We start from the raw sequence: 19,443 nt of genomic DNA, 5'->3' as shown, positions 1-19,443 counted from the left end.
CACTTGAGCCGTCTAACCCTTGCGTTAGATGTGATGGGCGGGGACATTGGTCCCCGTGTTACTATCCCAGCATCCATAAAAGCGTTGGAACAAGATCCGATGCTTTCTCTTTTATTATTTGGCGATAGCCAAAAAATTCTCCCTTTATTAGAAAATATCCCCACTGCGTTGCAAGATCGCATCAAGGTTTGCCATTGCAGCAGAATCATTGAAAATACCCAAGGTTTGTCTTATGCCCTGCGCCATAGCAAAGGCACATCAATGCGTTTAGCCATTGAAGCGGTGCAAAAAGGCGAGGCGCAAGCGTGCGTGAGTGCAGGTAATACGGCAGCATTAATGGGTTTAGCTAAAATTTTATTGCAACCGCTGAAAGGAATTGAGCGTCCTGCGTTAATTTCTGTGATTCCCACAATGAATGGTGATCGTTCCGTAATGCTTGATCTTGGCGCCAATATTGAATGTAGTGCAGAAAATCTCTATCAATTTGCATTAATGGGATCAATTTTTGCCGAGAATTGTTTAGATCTGGTTTTTCCGCGTATTGCGTTGCTAAATATTGGCATCGAAGAAATTAAAGGATATAAATCTATTCGTGATGCGGCAGAATTATTGAAGCAAAATCCCACCTTAAATTACATTGGTTTTATTGAGGGAGATTTATTGCTCAATGGCAAAGCTGATGTGATTGTCAATGACGGTTTTGTGGGCAATGTAGCATTAAAAACCTTAGAGGGCGCAGCAAAGAATGTGATTTCTTTATTCAAAGGCAGTCCAACATTGAATAAAACAAATCATATTTTAAAACCGATTTTTCGCTGGTTTGTGCGAACTTTCTTGTTGAAAGGGAGCTATCAACGCTTAAAACAAATTAATCCAGACCAATATAACGGCGCGTCATTAATTGGTTTAACCGCTGTGGTCGTCAAAAGCCACGGCAGTGCTAACATTGATGGCTTTGCTTACGCCATTGCTGATGCGGCACAGCAAGCAAGACAAAAAATCCCTGAAAAGATTTTAGCTGGCTTGCAAAGATATTAGCTTTCAATTCATTAATCATTAGAAATTGTTATGTATAGTAGAATTTTAGCCACTGGTAGCTATGCGCCAGAACAAGTGAGAACAAATGCCGATTTAGAAAAAATGGTGGATACCTCAGATGAGTGGATCACCACGCGTTCAGGCATTAAAGAACGCCGTATTGCAGGTGAGAATGAAACCGTTGCAACAATGGGCGCAGCGGCAGCGCAAAACGCCTTAGCAATGGTCAATATCGATCCACAAGAAATCGATCTCATTGTGGTTGGCACAACCACGAATTCTCATTCTTACCCAAGTGCAGCTTGCCAAATTCAAGGCCTTCTTGGCATTAAAGATGCCATTGCCTTTGATGTTGCAGCGGCTTGTACAGGTTTTGTGTATGCCCTTTCAGTGGCGGATCAATTCGTGCGTAACGGGCAAGTGAAAAAAGCCTTGGTGATCGGTGCGGATTTAAACTCACGTCATCTTGATGAAACCGATCGCAGCACTGTGGTGTTATTTGGTGATGGTGCAGGTGCGGTAATTTTAGAAGCTGATGAAAATACAGGCATTATTTCCACCCACTTACACGCTTCGCCTGATACCGATAATATGCTCGTATTACCACAGGCTGAACCTAAGGATACCCATTCTGGTTATATCTCAATGCAAGGCAATGCCACTTTCAAATTGGCGGTGAGCCAATTGTCAAACGTGGTGGAAGAAACCCTTGCTTTCAATAACTTAGATAAAAAAGATATTGACTGGTTAGTGCCACATCAAGCGAATTTACGCATTATCAGTGCCACCGCGAAAAAACTAGAAATGGATATGTCGCAAGTGGTGATCACCCTTGATCGCTATGGCAATACCAGTGCCGCCACCGTGCCAACTGCCCTTGATGAAGCAGTGCGTGATGGACGTATTCAGCGTGGTCAATTAGTCTTATTAGAAGCCTTTGGCGGTGGTTGGACTTGGGGTGCAGCCTTAGTTCGTTTTTAAATTTATCTGCTAGAATAGCAACTCAAAATCGAAAATAGGATATAAGAATGAAAAAATTTGCAATGGTTTTCCCAGGACAAGGATCTCAAGCAGTGGGAATGTTAGCGGATTTAGCTAATCAATTTCCCGTTGTAGAACAAACTTTTAAGCAAGCCTCTGAAGTACTTGGTTATGATTTATGGCAACTCGTACAACAAGGCCCTGCGGAAGAATTAAACAAAACTTGGCAAACTCAGCCCGCACTTTTAGCCGCTTCCGTGGCAATTTATCGTGTTTGGCAACAACAATATCCAGATTTAAAACCAAGTGTAATGGCAGGCCATAGCCTTGGCGAATATTCTGCCTTAGTTTGCGCAGGTGTCATTGATTTCCAAGATGCCATTAAATTAGTGGAATTACGCGGAAAATTAATGCAACAAGCCGTGCCAGAAGGCACAGGCGCAATGTATGCTATTATTGGTTTAGATAACGAATCAATCATCAAAGCTTGTAAAGACGCCGAGCAAGGCGAAGTGGTTTCAGCAGTGAATTTTAACTCACCGGGGCAAGTGGTGATTGCAGGCGCAAAAGCAGCCGTAGAACGTGCAGCAGCAGCCTGTAAAGAAGCTGGCGCAAAACGAGCCTTACCTTTAGCGGTGAGCGTGCCTTCTCACTGTGCCTTAATGAAACCAGCGGCAGATCAACTTGCCGTATCGTTAGAAAGCATTGCCATTAAAGCCCCTGAAGTTGCGGTGATCAATAATGTTGATGTGAAAGCAGAAGAAAAAAGTGAAGAAATTCGCACCGCACTTATTCGTCAGCTATACAGCCCTGTACGCTGGACTGAAACCGTAGAAAAAATGGCTCAAAATGGCATTGAAGTGTTAGTAGAAATTGGCCCAAATAAAGTGCTTACCGGTTTAACAAGCCGTATTGTGAAAGAATTAACCGCCGTTGCCGTCAATGATGTAGCATCGCTAGAAAAAGCGCACGCGGTATTAACCGAAGCCTAAAAAAGACAATTAGGAGAACAATTATGCAAGGTAAAATTGCGTTAGTAACAGGGGCAACCCGTGGGATTGGACGCGCGATTGCAGAAGAATTAAGTGCAAAAGGCGCATTTGTGATCGGCACAGCCACTTCTGAAAAAGGAGCTGAGAGCATTTCAGCTTACTTAGGTGAAAAAGGCAAAGGCCTTGTATTGAATGTTGCAGACGCGCAATCTATTGATGCTGTGCTTGCACAAATCAAAGCTGATTTCGGCGATATTGACATTCTTGTTAATAACGCAGGGATCACCCGTGATAACCTATTAATGCGAATGAAAGATGAAGAATGGTTTGATATTTTGCAAACTAATCTCACATCGGTATTCCATCTTTCCAAAGCAATGTTACGTTCAATGATGAAAAAACGCTTTGGACGCATTATCACCATTGGCTCGGTGGTTGGCTCAATGGGTAACCCCGGACAAGCGAACTATTGCGCGGCAAAAGCAGGTTTAATTGGTTTCAGCAAAGCCCTTGCCAAAGAAGTGGCTTCACGCGGAATCACCGTAAACGTGGTTGCTCCTGGCTTTATTGCCACAGATATGACAGACGCATTAACGGAAGAACAAAAAGCGGCAACCTTGGCTAACGTGCCTGCGGGTCGTTTAGGCGAACCAAAAGATATTGCCAAAGCAGTGGCATTTTTAGCCTCTGATGATGCAGGTTACATCACTGGTTCTACCCTACACGTTAATGGTGGAATGTATATGGCGTAATGCCATAACCCTAAGATTTAAAAGGAAAATTTATTCTATCACGGAAAAGATTTTCTGTTTAATCTTTGATTTAAAACAATTTCTTGCACGAAAGCATAGCCAAGCGGGGGGCTTAATGCTAAAATCGCCCCCAGCGATGTAAATTGTTTACGTTGGCTGTTGCGTTAGCAAAGTAACGTAACTTATTTTTAGCGAATGTATTTTTGTTAGTTGATTTGTGGTTTGACCTTGCAAAAATAGGTTGCAACTTAGCTAAAAATACATACACTATAAAACCATTATTTTATGGCTAACTATAATAGGAAAAGCAAATGAGCATTGAAGAACGCGTAAAAAAAATCATTGTTGAACAATTAGGTGTTAAAGAAGAAGACGTTAAACCAGAAGCTTCTTTCGTTGAAGATTTAGGTGCAGACTCTTTAGACACTGTTGAATTAGTGATGGCTTTAGAAGAAGAATTCGATATCGAAATTCCTGATGAAGAAGCTGAAAAAATCACCACTGTTCAATCAGCAATTGATTATGTTCAAAACAACCAATAATCACATTAAGGCGGTGTAAAAACCGCCTTAATTTTTTTTCCTCCATAAAAATTTGATTTAGATAGCCTTTTCATCAAATAATCCCACCAAGAATATTGTAGAAAATTGTAAATAAAGTATGATTGCTAACGGAAATTTTTATAACTCATTTTAGGGATAGACTATGCTTTATTTAGAATTTTTGTTTCTATTATTAATGCTTTATATCGGTAGCCGATACGGTGGTATTGGTTTGGGTGTGGTATCGGGAATTGGCTTGGCAATTGAAGTTTTCGTGTTGCGTATGCCATTAGGAAAAGCCCCGATTGATGTAATGCTGATCATATTAGCCGTGGTAACCTGTGCTTCCGTATTAGAAGCAGCAGGCGGGCTGAAATTTATGCTGCAAGTGGCGGAAAAAATTCTGCGTAATAATCCGAAACGGGTTACCTTGCTTGGGCCATTGGTAACTTATTTAATGACCTTTATGCTCGGAACAGGCCATTCGGTGTATTCTATTATGCCGATCATTGGTGATGTAGCATTGAAAAATAAAATTCGTCCAGAACGCCCAATGGCAGCGGCTTCTGTGGCATCGCAATTAGCGATTACTTCCAGCCCATTATCTGCGGCCGTGGTGTTTTATTTAGGGCGTATCACGGAGTTGCCGGGCTTCGATCATATCAGCTTGTTGGATATTATTTGCGTAACTGTGCCAGCAACCTTGGCGGGAACTATTGCCTTATCGCTTTATAGTATGCGCCGTGGTAAAGAACTTGAGCAAGATCCAGAATACCAACGCCGTTTGCAAGATCCAATTTGGCGTGAGCGTATTTTAAATACCACTAGCACCACTTTAAATGAAACCTTGCCACCAGCGGCGAAACAATCGGTTTATTTATTCTTATTAGCCCTTGTTGTGATTGTGTTCATCGCAATGTTCCCAGAAATTCGTACAGTTGGCGTGGGTGAAAAAATCAAACCGATTTCAATGTCTTACATCATTCAAATGATGATGCTATGTTTTGGTGGGATTATTTTATTGGTGACTAAAACCAATCCGCAAATCGTGCCAAATGGCGTGGTGTTTAAATCAGGTATGGTGGCTGCTATTGCGATTTTCGGGATTGCGTGGATGAGTGATACTTACTTCAAATTCGCAATGCCACAATTTAAAGCAGGCATTACTGAAATGGTAAGCACTTACCCTTGGACATTCGCCTTTGCATTGTTTGCCGTATCCGTGGTGATCAACAGCCAAGCCGCCACCGCAGTAATGATGTTGCCAGTGGGAATTGGTCTAGGCTTACCAGCGCCATTATTAGTGGGCTTAATGCCAGCCACTTACGGTTATTTCTTTATTCCAAATTATCCGTCAGACATCGCAACGGTGAACTTTGACGTAACAGGTACAACCAAAATTGGGAAATACTACTTCAACCACAGCTTTATGGTGCCGGGGCTAATTGGGGTCGTGGTAGCTTGTATGGTTGGATATACCATTGCACAGATTGTGATTAGATAACTCATTTCATAATAGCAAAGTGCGGTGATTTTGATCTGCACCCCAAAAGTTGGACTAAACAACCAATTGATTAAGGTGCAGATTTTTTATGACTAAATATACTCAACGTTTCAAACAACAAGTGCTCGACTTTTATCATCAAAATGGAAAAAACCGTTCGCTTACTCGCCAGTATTTTCAGCTTCCCCAAAGAACGTTAGCACGTTGGATTGCGAAATTTAATCATAATGGAATCAATGGATTAGCTGTGTTAGGTAAAAAACGATATTATTCTGTTGAGTTTAAATTAAAGGTTATTCAAGCTATCAAAAAAGGCCAGTGCTCCGCTGAAGCCGCCTGCTTTCGCTTTGATATCCCCAGTTCAGGGATAATTAGTCAATGGTTGCAACGCTTTGAAAAACAAGGTATAGATGGGTTATTACTCAAACCTAAAGGTCGTCCAAGTATGAAACTCAACTCACCTAAAATGCCACCAACGCCCAAAACAGAAGAAGAACGCTTGCGTTACCGAATTTTGGAATTAGAAGCGGAGAATGCAATGCTAAAAAAGTTGCAGGAACTCAACCAACAAAAAATGCAGAAAAAGCCGTCATCGTAAATGCCTTACGCTCGCATTTCCCGTTGGAATTGTTACTCAGGCTAATCGGATTGGCACGCAGTTCGTTCTTTTATCATCTCAAGCCAAAGTCGGATAAAAATGTAGCGATTTCACAGAAAATAGAGGAAATTTATCGCAAAAATGACGAAAATTATGGTTATCGTCGAATTACCTTGGAATTAAGGAAATACTTGATTATCAACCACAAAAGGGTGCAAGCGATAATGCAACGTTTGGGGTTAAAAGGAAAAAGTAAGCAGAGAAAATATCGTTCTTACCAAGGCAAAGTGGGACAAATTGCCGATAATCTGTTGCAACGGGATTTTACGGCAACGATGCCGAATGAGAAGTGGGTAACGGATATCACCGAGTTCAAATGTGCGGAAGGCAAAGTGTATTTATCGCCGATTAAAGACTTGTTTAATAACGAAATTATTGCTTATAATGTGGCGAGAAGTCCGAATTTTGAGCAGATAACCAGAATGTTGACCCAAGCGGTGAACCGATTAGCGGGGGAAAAACCGATACTGCATTCCGACCAAGGATGGCAGTATCAAATGATGAGTTATCGGGAGATATTGAAAAAACACGGTATTAAGCAAAGTATGTCGAGAAAAGGTAATTGCCTTGATAATGGTGCGATGGAAAGCTTTTTCGGGCGATTGAAGACGGAATGTTACTTTGGCAAGCGGTTTGAAACCTTTGAACAGCTTGAAAAAGTGATTCACGAGTACATTCATTACTACAACAATGAGCGTATTCAAGTGAAGCTCAAAGGACTAAGCCCTGTGGAATACAGAACTCAGTCCTTGAATTAAATTAGAATATAGTCTAACTTTTTGGGGGCAGATCATTTTTCACCGCATTTTTATTACAGCAGAAATGCTTAAACTTTCACCGAACAAAAAATCCCCCGTTGAAATTCCTTTATTTATTCCTATATAAGATCCCATTGCAAAAGAGAGGATACAATATGAACAAAAATCAAGAAACTCGTGGATTTCAATCTGAAGTTAAACAATTACTTCAATTAATGATCCACTCACTTTACTCGAATAAAGAAATCTTCCTGCGTGAGCTAATCTCAAATGCGTCTGATGCGGCGGACAAGTTGCGTTTTAAAGCGCTTTCTGCACCAGAATTATATGAAGGTGATGGCGATTTAAAAGTGCGTATCAGCTTTGATGAAGAAAAAGGAACGATCACCATTAGCGATAACGGAATTGGAATGACGCGTGAGCAAGTGATCGATCATTTAGGGACGATTGCGAAATCAGGAACGAAAGAATTTTTGAGCGCACTTGGCGCGGATCAAGCGAAAGACAGCCAGCTTATCGGACAATTTGGTGTTGGTTTTTATTCTGCCTTTATTGTGGCGGATAAAGTAACCGTGAAAACCCGTGCCGCAGGTGTGCCAGCAGATCAAGGTGTGTTGTGGGAATCCACTGGTGAAGGTGAATATACCGTTGAAAACATTGAGAAAAAAGATCGTGGAACGGAGATCACATTGCACTTGCGTGCGGAAGATAAAGAGTTTGCCAACGCGTGGCGTTTGCGTGAAATCATCAGCAAATATTCCGATCATATTGGTTTGCCAGTAGAAATTTTGACGCCAGAATATGATGATGAAGGCAAAGAAACTGGCGTGAAATGGGAAAAGATCAACAAAGCCCAAGCCTTGTGGACACGCTCAAAAGGCGAAATCTCTGATGAAGAATATAAAGAATTTTACAAACATTTAAGCCACGATTTTGCGGATCCGCTTTTATGGGTGCACAATAAAGTAGAAGGAAATCAAGAATATACCAGCCTGCTTTATGTGCCGTCTAAAGCCCCTTGGGATCTCTTTAACCGTGATCACAAACAAGGCTTGAAGCTCTATGTGCAACGTGTGTTTATTATGGACGATGCGGAACAATTTATGCCGAATTATCTGCGTTTTATTCGTGGTTTAATTGATAGTAATGATTTACCGCTCAACGTTTCTCGCGAAATTCTGCAAGATAACAAAGTAACCGCCGCCTTGCGTAAAGCGCTTACCAAGCGTTCATTACAAATGTTAGAAAAATTAGCGAAAGACAATCCAGAGCAATATTTACGATTCTGGAAAGAATTTGGCTTGGTATTAAAAGAAGGTGTGGCGGAAGATGTGGCTAACCGCGAGCAAATTGCCCGTTTATATCGTTTTGCTTCAACCCATAATGATAGCAGCGAGCAAACTGTTTCCTTGCAAGATTATGTTTCGCGAATGAAAGAAGGTCAAAAAGCCATTTATTACATCACGGCAGATAGCTATATTGCGGCGAAAAATAGCCCGCACTTAGAGTTGTTTAATAAGAAAGGCATTGAAGTGTTGTTGCTTTCTGATCGTATTGATGAATGGATGGTAAGTTATCTCACCGAATTTGATGGCAAACCATTGCAGCCAATCACCAAGTCCGATCTTGATTTAGGCGATTTAGCGGATCAAGAACAGGAAGAACAAAAGGCACAAGATGAAGCCTTTGGTGCTTTCGTTGAACGCGTGAAAACCTTATTGGGGGATCGCGTGAAAGCGGTACGTTTAACCCATCGTTTAACGGATACCCCAGCGGTGGTTTCAACGGATAACGATCAAATGACCACACAAATGGCGAAATTGTTTGCAATGAGTGGGCTGCCAGTGCCAGAAGTGAAATATACCTTTGAGCTAAATCCAGATCATTCGTTAGTGAAAAAAGTGGCGGAGATGACAGACGATGCAGCCTTTGCAAATTGGGTGGAATTACTGCTTGAGCAAGCCATGTTTGCGGAGCGCGGATCGCTGGAAAATCCAACCGCATTCATTAAACGTGTAAATGAGTTGTTATCTTAATAAATTAGGTTAGAATAGAGGCGTTGTCTAAAACTAGGCAACGCTTATTTTTTGACTTATAAAAAGGAATGGTATGAAAAAATTTATTGTCGTTATCAGCTTATTGTTATCTGCTTGTAGTTCAGTGCTGAATGTTACTCAATCGGCTAAATTAGCTAACAGCTGCCAAACCTATTTTAATATTTTAGATGAGAATGTTGCCACATCCACCTTACCAGCGGAAACCTTGCAGGCGTTGCAACAGGATTTTGCACAATATCGCAAAGAATTTACAAAACTCTCTGCTGAGAAACAAGAACAATTCTGCCGTGCGCGTTTGGCACGTTTTCAACATTAATTTTCTTTCCCTGCGTAACAAGGAGCGTCAATGAGCATTTTTATTGCGTGGGGAAATATTCAACAGGCTTATCCTTTTAGCCAAATTCCCACAGAATTATTAAGCTATAAATTACGTCAAGCACCGCCTGAACAACCACGTTTGTTGCAACGTTATCGTTGCCGTTGGGTGGCACATTTTTTGCTATGGCAATTATTAAAAACCGCAAAAATTTCCACCGCACTTTTAGCAGACATTCAATATAGCCCAACCCAACGGCCGCATTTCCCCAAACCGAATATTGATTTTAATATCAGTCATTCAGGCGATTGGGTGGCAGTGATGCTCAAGGTTAATGAAAAAAATGAAAACCAAAGTGCGGTGGGAATTGACATTGAATTTCCGCAAAAAGAACGGGATTATGCCGCCTTGCTTGGTCATTTCGCTCCCGAACAAGAACAACAATGGTTTGCCAAGCAGTTCGACAAAAGAACGGCTTTTTATCGTATTTGGTGTTTGCGTGAAGCGCTGTTGAAATCACAAGGTGTAGGCATTGTGAAATTATCGGAAGTGGATCACCAAGCTGATAGCCTACAATTATTTTCAGCCTATTGCCCGCAAGGGGAAGCCATATTTACGCAAGAATTGCCCTTTTATTTGGCCGTTTTTGCTAATGAAACCCTGGCAACAGCGCATTATTTGTATTGGAATGATAAAAGTTTAATTTCCACTGAATTAAGGCAAAAAATTTGCTATAAAGTGAACCGCACTTTAACGAAATTTTGACGGTTTAAAGGGAAGGAAAAGCGGGCAATCCGCCCTAGACTTCACTTATTATTTTGTTTAGACTTGTAACAATTTTTTGACAAATGGAGAAAAGAATGTCCTTTAATGGTTCAGATCAAGATCCTTGGGGAAAACCAGGGAGCAACCCAAATCAATCGGATAACAAATCCGATCCAAATAACCAATGGGATAAGCGCAATAAGCAGGAACAATCCCCACCTGATCTTGAAGAAGTCTTTAGTAATTTATTGAAAAAACTCGGTGGTGGCCAAAATGGTGGCAACCATAATAGCGGTGGCAAAGGCCTGTCATTCGGCTTAGGTAAATTGTTACCTGTTGCCGCGGTGATTGGTGCGATTGTTTGGGGCGTGAGCGGTTTTTATACCGTAAAAGAAGCAGAGCGTGGCGTGGTGTTACGTTTTGGTGAGCTGGAAAAAATCGTACAACCGGGTTTGAACTGGAAACCGACTTTCGTAGATAAAGTGATCCCCGTTAATGTGGAACAGGTGAAAGAGCTGAAAACCCAAGGCGCAATGCTTACTCGCGATGAAAATATGGTGAAAGTGGAAATGACCGTGCAATATCGAGTGAGTGATCCAGCGAAATATTTATTCAGCGTAACCAATGCAGATGACAGCTTAAACCAAGCCACCGACAGTGCGTTGCGTTATGTGATTGGCCATATGTCAATGGACGATATTTTAACCACAGGGCGTTCTATTGTGCGTGAAGACACTTGGAAAGCCTTGAATGGCATTATTCAGCCTTATGATATGGGGTTAGAAGTGCTTGATGTGAACTTCCAATCTGCGCGCCCACCTGAAGAAGTGAAAGCCGCCTTTGATGATGCGATCAAAGCACAAGAAGATGAGCAACGCTATATTCGTGAAGCGGAAGCCTATGCCCGCGAGCAAGAGCCAATCGCACGTGGTAATGCACAACGCATTATTGAAGAAGCCACCGCCTATAAAGATCAAGTGGTGTTAAATGCTCAAGGGGAAGTGGAACGTTTCCAACGCTTATTGCCTGAATTTAAAGCCGCGCCGCAATTATTGCGTGATCGCTTATATATTCAAACGATGGAAAAAGTGATGGCAAACACGCCAAAAGTATTGCTTGATAGCAACGGAAATAATTTAAGTGTGCTGCCGCTCGATAAAATTTTATCGCAAAAAAATAGCCCAAAAAGCACCGCACCTAACTCATCAAATTCACAAAGTGCGGTGAAAAATCAGGAAATTTATTCCGAAACTCGCTCTTTTTCCAACAGTGAGAGCTATCAACAATCATCTGAAAATCGCCAAGGGAGATTTAACTAATGCGTAAGATTTTAACCCCTGTTTTACTGGTATTGCTTGCGGTGATTTATTCTAGCCTTGTGATTGTAGATGAAGGCACGCGCGGTATTATGTTGCGTTTCGGTAAAGTTCATCGTGATTCTGACAATAAAGTGGAGGTGTATGAGCCAGGTTTACACCTTAAAATCCCATTTATTGACTCAATGAAAGTGTTAGATGCGCGTATTCGCACCCTTGATGGCGCGCCAGATCGCTTTGTTACCGTTGAGAAAAAGGATCTTTTAGTGGATTCTTATGTGAAATGGCGAATCAGTGATTTCGGCCGTTTCTTCACCGCAACAGGTGGTGGCGATTATACTCAAGCGTCTAACTTATTACGCCGTAAAGTGAATGACCGTTTACGCTCTGAAGTGGGTTCACGCACCATTAAAGACATTGTGTCAGGGACACGCGGCGAATTAATGGTTGGTGCGCGCAAAGCCTTGAATACAGGGCAAGATAGCACCTCAGAATTAGGGATTGAAGTGGTTGATGTACGAGTAAAACAAATCAATCTCCCTGATGAAGTGTCTTCATCAATCTACCAGCGTATGCGTGCAGAGCGTGATGCAGTGGCCCGTGAACATCGTTCACAAGGTAAAGAAAAAGCCGCATTTATCCAAGCCGATGTGGATCGTAAAGTTACAGTGATTCTGGCCACCGCCAATAAAACGGCACAAGAATTGCGCGGTAACGGTGATGCCGCCGCCGCCAAACTCTACGCCGATGCCTTTGCGCAAGAACCTGAATTTTACAGCTTTGTGCGTAGTATGAAAGCCTACGAAAAAAGCTTTGCAGAATCAAACAATATGCTGATTCTCAAACCAGACAGCGACTTCTTCCGCTTTATGCAAGCGCCGAAGTAAAATATATAAGGGCTATATCTATATTAGATTAGCCCTAAACTCCTCACTATTCTCACAAAATATTCACTTGCTTTTGCTATAATTTTATAATTGAAGCTAGAGGAAATTATAAAATTATGACAACTCGACCAAAAGATATTGATGCTACGCTTTTGCAGATAGAAATTTTAAGGATTATTCCTAGGCTGCCAGCGAGCATAGAGGCAAAAACGATTCACGAAAAACTGAAAGATTTAGGCTTTAATCGTGATTTACGTAGTATTCAGAGAACGCTACAAGCACTTTGCTTACATTTTGACGATTTAGAATGTAACAACGATAGCAAGCCTTATACCTATTATTGGAAAGAGCGTTCAGCTGGATTTGCGCTACCCGTTTTGAATGAGCAGCAATCACTATTACTCAAACTCGCAGAAAAACAGCTTAAATATTGGGGCTGTAGTAGATTAGCCCTAAATTTCACACCATTTTCGCAATATTTTTAACTGCTCTTTTGGTGTCCCAAAGTTAAACCGAAATTCACATTCCTTCAAGAATAAAGGAAAGTTTTTTCGGTTAATTCCATTATATTTTCGCAGTATCCGCTTCGCCTGATTCCAAAAATTTTCAATGCCATTAATATGATTTTGTTTCACCGCAAATAGCTCGGAATGATTGATTCGTTCGTGGTGAAATTCACTCACATCAAGCGCATCATAACTGCGATAAGTGTCCGTATGAACCCAGCTATCAGGCTTGATTTTTCTTTTAATAACAGGGAGTAATGTTTCATTCTTGGTGTTTTCAACCACAACAGTAAATACCTTTCCTTGTCGTTTTAGTAACCCAAAAACAGCAACTTTTCCAGCCGCTCCTCGTCCTCGTTTTCCCTTTCGATGACCACCAAAATAGCTTTCGTCTAGTTCAATTTCCCCCTCAAAAATCTCGTTAACTTCAAGGGATAAATGATAGCCAATCACAAGCCTGATTTTATGGTAGAACAAAGCGGCTGTATTCGGTTGAATATCTAGCAAATTTGCTGCTGTTCTTGCAGTAACTTCTGCGACAAAAAACTCAAACAGTTTTTTCTGTATGGATTTCTTTAATTTACAATATGTTATCTTCATTTTTGTAGTATAGCATTGTTGCTAATCTACTACAGCCCCTAAATTTTTCAGGCTACCTGAACACACAAACATCATTTCAATACCTATTGAAATGAAAAACACACCCTGCTATACTAACCGCCTATGAATATGAACACCGAACACGCCAGCAAACTGTTTGAAAGTCTTGCTTCGCCCACACGCCTTGCCATTTTCCAAGCTCTGACCGCCGAAGGGGGGCGTGGTATGGTGGCGGGCGATTTGGCAAAACAGCTCAATCTTGCCCCCAATAATCTGTCGTTTCACTTAAAAACTTTGGCAAACGCCAACCTTGTTTACAGTGAACAGCAGGGAAAATTTGTCCGTTATTTCGCCAATTTGGCGATGATGAACGGCTTGATTGAGTTTTTATTGCATCGCTGTTGTGAAAACGTAAGCGGTGGCGATTGCGAAAAATTTTGCCAATCGTGTTAGCAAATTTTTTGCCCATTCATTTCAATAACTCTTGAAGTAAGGAACATACTATGCACCCAATCAGCATTTATCACAATCCCAAATGTGGTACTTCTCGCAACACGCTGGCTTTGATTCGCCATTTGGGCATTGAGCCGACCATTATTCATTATCTGGACACCCCGCCCGATGAACGCACACTACGCCAACTGATTAAGCAAATGAACATCACGCCCAGAGAGCTTTTGCGAAGTAATGTGCCTGAATATCAACAATTTAATTTGGACAACGAGGTGAGTGACAACGACATCATCAAGGCAATGCTAACCGCCCCCATTTTAATCAACCGCCCGATTGTCATCACCGAAAAAGGCGTGCGTTTGTGCCGTCCAAGCGAAGTGTTTCTGAGCATTTCACCTGTGGTATTACACAGTGATTTTGTCAAAGAAGATGGCGAAATCATCCGCGTACAAGGGGCATAAAATGGGCATTTTTGAACGATTTTTGAGTGTGTGGGTGGGGTTGGCGATTTTGCTTGGCGTGGGGCTGGGTATTTGGTTTACGCCTTATTTTCAATGGATTGCCACAATGCAGGTGGCTCAAATCAATTTGCCGATTGCGGTGCTGATTTGGCTGATGATTTATCCGATGATGATACAAATTGACTGGCTTGCCATTAAAAATATCCGCCACAATCCCAAAGGGCTGTGGCTGACTTTAACGGTGAATTGGTTGATTAAGCCTTTTACGATGGCACTTGTTGGCTGGTTGTTTTTTAAGGTGTTTTTTGCTGGCTGGGTAGATGAACAATCGGCAAACGAATACATTGCAGGTATGATTTTGCTTGGGGTTGCACCTTGTACGGCAATGGTTTTTGTTTGGTCTCAACTGGTCAAAGGCGACCCCAATTACACGCTGGTGCAAGTGTCTTTAAATGATGTGATTATGATTTTTGCCTTTGCCCCGATTGCTGGGCTACTTTTGGGTATCAACGACATCACAATCCCGTGGGATACGCTGTTTTTTAGCGTGTTGCTGTATTTGGTGTTGCCTTTGCTTGTGGGAGTTGCCACTCGCAAATCTTTGCAAGATGAACACAAAATTCGCCAATTCAGCCAGCGTTTTAAGCCTTTGTCTATCTTGGGATTGTTATTGACGGTGGTGCTGTTGTTTGCGTTTCAGGCACAAACCATTGTGGATAAGCCGATGATTATCCTGCTGATTGCCATTCCTTTATTGGTGCAGACTTACGGCATTTTTGCCTTGAGTGCGATTTGGGCAAAATGGCTTAAATTGCCCCACGCCATTTCCGCCCCTGCTTGCTTAATCGGCACAAGCAATTTTTTTGAATTGGCGGTGGCGGTGGCGATTGCTTTATTTGGTTTAAATTCAGGGGCGGCATTGGCAACGGTGGTGGGCGTGTTGGTTGAAGTGCCTGTGATGTTGTCGCTGGTGTGGTGGATAAACCGAAAATCGCTGGAAAATAAAGGGGTGTAGGTTTTTCAGGCTGCCTGAAAGTTATTTTGCAAAATTCTCAAACAAAAACACCGCTTGAAAATCAAATTCAAACGGTGTTTATAAATTAACTGACTTTTACTTCCACCCAAGCCCTTTTGATGATTTCTTGACTGGCTTGTAATGCTAAAAATGCCAAAATAAACGCCACAATTAAATCAGGATATTTTGATTGAAAAAAATAAACTGCTATGCCAGCCAAAATCACTGCCACATTACCAATCGCATCATTGCGAGAACATACCCATACACTTCGGACATTACTGTCGCCATCACGGAATTTTAATAATATCAACAATGCCGACACATTCACCAATAACGCCAAAAATCCCACAATACTCATTTCGCTATAACTGGGAATTTCCCCATAAAACGCACGATAAATGGTTGTAATTAAAATAAATAAGCCAAAAACGCCCATCGTTAGCCCCTTAACCATAGATGCTTTGGCACGGTAACTTAATGCCATTGGCAAAACAATCAAACTTATCAAATAATTGGCACTATCGCCCAAGAAATCCAAGCTGTCCGACAACAGCGAAGTTGAACCCGATTTAATCCCCATTACAATTTCCACAAAGAACATTGATAAATTTAATATCAAGACAATCCACAAGGCTTTTTTGTACTTGGGTGATTGATGAATGGGCTGATTTGAACTGCAACAACTTTGGCACGCCATAACAAACTCCGAAAGATGATTGAAATTTGCTATAATATAAACTCCGTAGTTATTACAGAGTCAAGTACAATGTCAAAAATTTTTCAAATTAAACAAGCCAGTGAACAAACAGGCGTGCATTTAGAAACCATTCGTTATTATGAAAAACAAGGCTTAATCAAGCCAACTTTTCAAGCTAATGGCTACCGAGTTTTTGATGAAAATCAGCTAGAACAATTACGCTTTATTAAAACTTGTCGCAATATCGGTTTTTCTTTAAATGACATTCAGGTCTTATTGACATTTCAAACAACTCCCAATCATCAATGTGATGATGTTGATGAATTAACCCAAAAACATTTATCACATATCAACGAACAAATTAAGCAATTACAAGAAGTTAAATCATTTTTGGAACAAATTATTGGTTGTCAAAATAAAGAAATTGAAAATTGTCAAATCATTAAAAGTATTAAAGATAAAGGATAATGTTTTTCAGGCAGCCTGAAAGTTCATTTTTGCAAAATTTCCACACGAAAACACCGCTTGAATTGCTCCAAACGGTGTTTTAAACAAATATTTAAGGGGCTGTACTAGATAACTAGGGAAATCTAATTTCAGGTTAGAATAACCCTATTCCGCCAATGATGGATGGGATGTTCTTAATCAACGGTCAAACCTTTGATATGAACCGTATTGATTTTGTTACCAAATTGAATGAAGTGGAACAGTGGGAAATCTTCAATGAAAGCCATATGGATCATCCATTCCATTTGCATGGCACTCAATTTGAAGTAATTCAACATACGTTAAACGGTAAAACCTTTAAGCCAGAAGGCAGAGCGTTAAAAGATGTGGTTAATTTACGCCCTTATGAAAAAGTGATTGTTCGCTTTAAGCAAGGACATACTGGGTTGAAAATGTACCATTGCCATATTTTAGAACATGAAAACCTCGGTATGATGGGGATGTTTAAAGTGGAATAGTGGTATCTAACTATAAAAATAGAGGGATTTTCGGACCCTATCCCAAATTCTGTGTAAACACCCATTTCAACTTAACGGTGATCGTCGAGGCGATCACCAAAATCAATCATAAAACGATTCATTGCCTGTTTCCAGTTTTGAATCGGCATTGTCCATTTCTTTGACGCATCTTTCATCGCCAGCCATATTACCTTGAACACCGACTCATCCGTCGGGAATACGTTGCGTTTTTTAATGACTCGCCGAATCACGCTATTGAGTGACTCCACCGCATTGGTGGTATAAATCGCTTTGCGAATATCCGACGGATAATCAAAAAATGTCGCGATATTCGCCCAATTCTCCTCCCAACCTCTCGCTACAAGCGGGTATTTTTCCTGCCATTTTTGCGAAAGTGCGGTCAAATTCTCGCGTGCTTGCATCTCCGTCGGGGCTTGATACACCTGTTTTAAATCCGCAGTCACCGCCTTGTAATCTTTCCATGACACATATTTCAAACTATTACGCACCAAATGCACAATGCAAAGCTGAATCTTGGTTTGGGGATAAACGGCATTAATGGCGTCAGGAAAGCCTTTTAAACCGTCCACACACGCAATTAAAATGTCTTTTAAACCGCGATTTTGCAGCTCTGTTAGCACGTTTGCCCAGAACTTCGCGCCTTCGTTTTCGGCAATCCAGAGTCCGAGTAATTCTTTATGCCCCTCCAAATTCACACCCAACGCCACAAAGACGGACTTGTTGATAATCCGCCCGTCTTGACGCACTTTGACCACGATGCAATCTAAATAAACAATCGGATACACCGCATCAAGCGGGCGATTTTGCCATTCCAAGACGCGCTCTTTAACCGAATCTGTCACGCGAGAAATCAAGCTCGTTGACACATCAGCATCATAGAGTTCTTTGAACATTTCGACGATTTCTTGATTGCTTAAGCCTTTGGCATATAAGGCGATAATCTGCTCGTCCATTCCGGTAATTCGGGTTTGGTTTTTCTTGATAAGCTGCGGTTCAAAGGTGCCCTCACGGTCACGAGGGGTATCAATTTCCATTTCACCCTCATCACACATCACAGTTTTGGACGTATAGCCGTTACGCGCATTTTTGCCTTTTCGTGGCTGATGTTTTTCATAACCAAGGTGGTCAGTCAGTTCCGCGTTTAGGGCTGCTTCGACCGTGATTTTTTTGAGCATTCGAGAAAACTGATTAAGGTCTTCCGGCGTTTTGAGGTTTTTGGCAAATTCTGCTGCCAAGGCGTGGAGTTGTTTTTCGTTCATAATAAAATACCTGTATCTAATGTATTATCTCAGAAACAGGCATTTACACAAATTGTGGGAGAGGCTCGGGTAGGATGGGCTTTAGCCCATCATTTAATGTAATTTATCCCCTTTGATGGGCTGAAGCCCATCCTACGGATCTTGAAAGCCTCTTTTTGCTCGTGGCAAATGTGGAATTATTTCATTTTTTATTGTATCTTTGTCGAGTATTTTATACAACATGGGGTTGACTTTGAAATGATTATGTTTTGCAACACAAATTTCGTCAACCCTTTTTTATTTTCCAAAAAAGTTTAAATGACTTCAATATGAAACAATATAATAGTCAATATGAGTTTAAAGCTTTAACAATAAGCAAGCTGATTTTAGCAATGTCAGTTTGGATAGTCCTTTTTTTCTTAATAGCTCCTTTTATTGAACAAATATTTAATTATGACATTGTCAAAAAACCTTCTGTTATTGATATTTCTAAAGTTTATGGGCTTATACTTGGTATTTCCTTTATACTTCTTCTTATAATAAACCAATTTGTCATAAGTTCAAAATATAGCATAAAACTTTATGAAGATTCAATCATTGTTTTCAAAAATAGACAAATATGTCATCACATTCCTCTAGAGAATATAAATTCTATTGTATTGAAAATTTCAAATAAACCTGTAGTAGGATTTATTCAAATCTCTCATAATAATAAATTAAACCTTAGATTATTTAATGGCTTTATATTCACATTTTTCAAAGAAAAAAGAATACTTGAAAAAATAATCATTGATGAAATTAATCCTTATTTTGATAATAAAACATCATTTAAATTAGACAAAAAAGAAAATAGTGACAGTATTACATATATTTATATAAAAAATGGGGCTGTAGTAGATTAGCAACAATGCTATACTA

The 19,443-nt window shown here is 40.7% G+C and carries 21 protein-coding genes and 1 pseudogene; 19 read left to right on the top strand and 3 right to left on the bottom strand.

What is annotated here, in order from left to right; genetic code table 11:
* The first annotated feature begins 3 nt into the window (after positions 1-3).
* The 13 genes from plsX to ELZ61_RS10305 all read left to right on the top strand — a co-directional run bounded on the left by plsX (position 4) and on the right by ELZ61_RS10305 (position 13,051).
* The gene (gene plsX / locus ELZ61_RS10365) at positions 4-1,038 is read left to right on the top strand and encodes a phosphate acyltransferase PlsX (protein WP_103853740.1); all 1,035 of its coding nucleotides are present in this window, start codon (positions 4-6) and stop codon (positions 1,036-1,038) included.
* 30 nt (positions 1,039-1,068) lie between these two features.
* Positions 1,069-2,019 carry a beta-ketoacyl-ACP synthase III gene (locus tag ELZ61_RS10360; protein WP_126373429.1) on the top strand — a complete coding sequence of 317 codons (951 nt, stop codon included), beginning with the start codon at positions 1,069-1,071 and terminating at the stop codon, positions 2,017-2,019.
* A gap of 47 nt (positions 2,020-2,066) precedes the next feature.
* Positions 2,067-3,011, top strand: a complete 945-nt coding sequence (gene fabD, locus ELZ61_RS10355; protein WP_103853738.1) for an ACP S-malonyltransferase — start codon at positions 2,067-2,069, stop codon at positions 3,009-3,011.
* Between the two features lie 23 nt (positions 3,012-3,034).
* Positions 3,035-3,763 (top strand): 3-oxoacyl-ACP reductase FabG, encoded by a 729-nt coding sequence (gene fabG, locus ELZ61_RS10350; protein WP_115248669.1) that lies wholly within the window; start codon positions 3,035-3,037, stop codon positions 3,761-3,763.
* 311 nt (positions 3,764-4,074) lie between these two features.
* The gene (gene acpP / locus ELZ61_RS10345) at positions 4,075-4,305 is read left to right on the top strand and encodes an acyl carrier protein (RefSeq protein ID WP_005544465.1); all 231 of its coding nucleotides are present in this window, start codon (positions 4,075-4,077) and stop codon (positions 4,303-4,305) included.
* 163 nt (positions 4,306-4,468) lie between these two features.
* The gene (locus ELZ61_RS10340; protein WP_126373427.1) at positions 4,469-5,809 is read left to right on the top strand and encodes an anaerobic C4-dicarboxylate transporter; all 1,341 of its coding nucleotides are present in this window, start codon (positions 4,469-4,471) and stop codon (positions 5,807-5,809) included.
* Between the two features lie 88 nt (positions 5,810-5,897).
* Positions 5,898-7,225 (top strand): IS3 family transposase gene (locus tag ELZ61_RS10335; RefSeq protein ID WP_126373425.1). Its coding sequence is split into 2 segments (ribosomal slippage): positions 5,898-6,348 and positions 6,348-7,225, totalling 1,329 coding nucleotides; the frame shifts between segments, so codons are not numbered across the junction.
* Positions 7,226-7,380: 155 nt separating this feature from the next.
* A complete protein-coding gene (gene htpG, locus ELZ61_RS10330; protein WP_126373423.1) occupies positions 7,381-9,261 on the top strand; it encodes a molecular chaperone HtpG in 1,881 nt (626 codons plus the stop codon).
* Positions 9,262-9,334: 73 nt separating this feature from the next.
* Positions 9,335-9,598 carry a DUF5339 family protein gene (locus ELZ61_RS10325; RefSeq protein WP_103853734.1) on the top strand — a complete coding sequence of 88 codons (264 nt, stop codon included), beginning with the start codon at positions 9,335-9,337 and terminating at the stop codon, positions 9,596-9,598.
* Positions 9,599-9,628: 30 nt separating this feature from the next.
* The gene (locus ELZ61_RS10320; RefSeq protein ID WP_126373421.1) at positions 9,629-10,363 is read left to right on the top strand and encodes a 4'-phosphopantetheinyl transferase family protein; all 735 of its coding nucleotides are present in this window, start codon (positions 9,629-9,631) and stop codon (positions 10,361-10,363) included.
* Positions 10,364-10,458: 95 nt separating this feature from the next.
* On the top strand, positions 10,459-11,682 hold the full coding sequence (gene hflK, locus ELZ61_RS10315) for an FtsH protease activity modulator HflK (RefSeq protein ID WP_164550738.1): 1,224 nt from the start codon (positions 10,459-10,461) through the stop codon (positions 11,680-11,682).
* Entirely contained in the window at positions 11,682-12,566 is an 885-nt protein-coding gene (gene hflC, locus ELZ61_RS10310) for a protease modulator HflC (protein WP_126373417.1), read from the top strand. Before hflK ends, hflC begins: the two co-directional genes overlap by 1 nt.
* Positions 12,567-12,682: 116 nt before the next feature.
* Complete coding sequence (locus ELZ61_RS10305) at positions 12,683-13,051, top strand: hypothetical protein (protein ID WP_174896879.1); 369 nt, start codon at positions 12,683-12,685, stop codon at positions 13,049-13,051.
* Here ELZ61_RS10305 and ELZ61_RS10300 read toward each other — a convergent pair.
* Entirely contained in the window at positions 13,019-13,672 is a 654-nt protein-coding gene (locus ELZ61_RS10300) for an IS1595 family transposase (protein ID WP_126373415.1), read from the bottom strand. The two genes, ELZ61_RS10305 and ELZ61_RS10300, sit on opposite strands and share 33 nt — an antisense overlap.
* Positions 13,673-13,801: 129 nt before the next feature.
* On the opposite strand from ELZ61_RS10300, the gene ELZ61_RS10295 reads away from it, so the two are divergent.
* Genes ELZ61_RS10295 through arsB form a run of 3 tightly spaced genes read left to right on the top strand, consistent with a single transcriptional unit; the run spans position 13,802 to position 15,601 of the window.
* Positions 13,802-14,125 (top strand): ArsR/SmtB family transcription factor, encoded by a 324-nt coding sequence (locus tag ELZ61_RS10295; protein WP_126373687.1) that lies wholly within the window; start codon positions 13,802-13,804, stop codon positions 14,123-14,125.
* A gap of 50 nt (positions 14,126-14,175) precedes the next feature.
* Entirely contained in the window at positions 14,176-14,586 is a 411-nt protein-coding gene (gene arsC / locus ELZ61_RS10290; protein WP_065233444.1) for an arsenate reductase (glutaredoxin), read from the top strand.
* 1 nt (position 14,587) lies between these two features.
* Positions 14,588-15,601: an ACR3 family arsenite efflux transporter gene (gene arsB, locus ELZ61_RS10285; protein ID WP_065233445.1), complete on the top strand. Its 1,014-nt coding sequence runs from the start codon at positions 14,588-14,590 to the stop codon at positions 15,599-15,601.
* Between the two features lie 85 nt (positions 15,602-15,686).
* Here the strand turns inward: arsB and ELZ61_RS10280 are convergent, their stop codons facing one another.
* Positions 15,687-16,301: a cation efflux transmembrane domain-containing protein gene (locus ELZ61_RS10280; RefSeq protein ID WP_039096602.1), complete on the bottom strand. Its 615-nt coding sequence runs from the start codon at positions 16,299-16,301 to the stop codon at positions 15,687-15,689.
* A 69-nt stretch (positions 16,302-16,370) separates the two neighbouring features.
* Here ELZ61_RS10280 and ELZ61_RS10275 point away from each other — a divergent pair, with 69 nt between their 5' ends.
* Together ELZ61_RS10275 and ELZ61_RS10270 are read left to right on the top strand one after the other, a co-directional pair.
* Positions 16,371-16,769 (top strand): MerR family transcriptional regulator, encoded by a 399-nt coding sequence (locus tag ELZ61_RS10275; protein ID WP_013746097.1) that lies wholly within the window; start codon positions 16,371-16,373, stop codon positions 16,767-16,769.
* Positions 16,770-16,906: 137 nt separating this feature from the next.
* A pseudogene (locus ELZ61_RS10270) lies at positions 16,907-17,266 on the top strand (multicopper oxidase domain-containing protein); the annotation flags it as partial.
* A gap of 71 nt (positions 17,267-17,337) precedes the next feature.
* Here the strand turns inward: ELZ61_RS10270 and ELZ61_RS10265 are convergent.
* On the bottom strand, positions 17,338-18,546 hold the full coding sequence (locus ELZ61_RS10265; RefSeq protein ID WP_126373413.1) for an IS256 family transposase: 1,209 nt from the start codon (positions 18,544-18,546) through the stop codon (positions 17,338-17,340).
* Positions 18,547-18,854: 308 nt separating this feature from the next.
* Between ELZ61_RS10265 and ELZ61_RS10260 the strand changes: the two genes are divergently transcribed.
* Positions 18,855-19,427 (top strand): hypothetical protein, encoded by a 573-nt coding sequence (locus ELZ61_RS10260; RefSeq protein ID WP_126373411.1) that lies wholly within the window; start codon positions 18,855-18,857, stop codon positions 19,425-19,427.
* Positions 19,428-19,443: the final 16 nt, after the last annotated feature.

The sequence above is a fragment of the Avibacterium volantium genome, from assembly GCF_900635775.1.
Classification (GTDB): Bacteria; Pseudomonadota; Gammaproteobacteria; order Enterobacterales; family Pasteurellaceae; genus Avibacterium; species Avibacterium volantium.
This window is presented reverse-complemented; position numbering and strand designations above follow the sequence as displayed.

Excerpts from the sequence above, each read along its gene's own strand:
- ELZ61_RS10360 (WP_126373429.1), top strand. The coding sequence starts at position 1,069 with ATGTATAGTAGAATTTTAGCCACTGGTAGCTATGCGCCAGAACAAGTG.
- fabD (WP_103853738.1), top strand. The coding sequence starts at position 2,067 with ATGAAAAAATTTGCAATGGTTTTCCCAGGACAAGGATCTCAAGCAGTG.
- fabG (WP_115248669.1), top strand. The coding sequence starts at position 3,035 with ATGCAAGGTAAAATTGCGTTAGTAACAGGGGCAACCCGTGGGATTGGA.
- acpP (WP_005544465.1), top strand. The coding sequence starts at position 4,075 with ATGAGCATTGAAGAACGCGTAAAAAAAATCATTGTTGAACAATTAGGT.
- ELZ61_RS10340 (WP_126373427.1), top strand. The coding sequence starts at position 4,469 with ATGCTTTATTTAGAATTTTTGTTTCTATTATTAATGCTTTATATCGGT.
- htpG (WP_126373423.1), top strand. The coding sequence starts at position 7,381 with ATGAACAAAAATCAAGAAACTCGTGGATTTCAATCTGAAGTTAAACAA.
- ELZ61_RS10325 (WP_103853734.1), top strand. The coding sequence starts at position 9,335 with ATGAAAAAATTTATTGTCGTTATCAGCTTATTGTTATCTGCTTGTAGT.
- ELZ61_RS10320 (WP_126373421.1), top strand. The coding sequence starts at position 9,629 with ATGAGCATTTTTATTGCGTGGGGAAATATTCAACAGGCTTATCCTTTT.
- hflK (WP_164550738.1), top strand. The coding sequence starts at position 10,459 with ATGTCCTTTAATGGTTCAGATCAAGATCCTTGGGGAAAACCAGGGAGC.
- hflC (WP_126373417.1), top strand. The coding sequence starts at position 11,682 with ATGCGTAAGATTTTAACCCCTGTTTTACTGGTATTGCTTGCGGTGATT.
- ELZ61_RS10305 (WP_174896879.1), top strand. The coding sequence starts at position 12,683 with ATGACAACTCGACCAAAAGATATTGATGCTACGCTTTTGCAGATAGAA.
- ELZ61_RS10300 (WP_126373415.1), bottom strand. The coding sequence starts at position 13,672 with ATGAAGATAACATATTGTAAATTAAAGAAATCCATACAGAAAAAACTG.
- ELZ61_RS10295 (WP_126373687.1), top strand. The coding sequence starts at position 13,802 with ATGAACACCGAACACGCCAGCAAACTGTTTGAAAGTCTTGCTTCGCCC.
- arsC (WP_065233444.1), top strand. The coding sequence starts at position 14,176 with ATGCACCCAATCAGCATTTATCACAATCCCAAATGTGGTACTTCTCGC.
- arsB (WP_065233445.1), top strand. The coding sequence starts at position 14,588 with ATGGGCATTTTTGAACGATTTTTGAGTGTGTGGGTGGGGTTGGCGATT.
- ELZ61_RS10280 (WP_039096602.1), bottom strand. The coding sequence starts at position 16,301 with ATGGCGTGCCAAAGTTGTTGCAGTTCAAATCAGCCCATTCATCAATCA.
- ELZ61_RS10275 (WP_013746097.1), top strand. The coding sequence starts at position 16,371 with ATGTCAAAAATTTTTCAAATTAAACAAGCCAGTGAACAAACAGGCGTG.
- ELZ61_RS10265 (WP_126373413.1), bottom strand. The coding sequence starts at position 18,546 with ATGAACGAAAAACAACTCCACGCCTTGGCAGCAGAATTTGCCAAAAAC.
- ELZ61_RS10260 (WP_126373411.1), top strand. The coding sequence starts at position 18,855 with ATGAAACAATATAATAGTCAATATGAGTTTAAAGCTTTAACAATAAGC.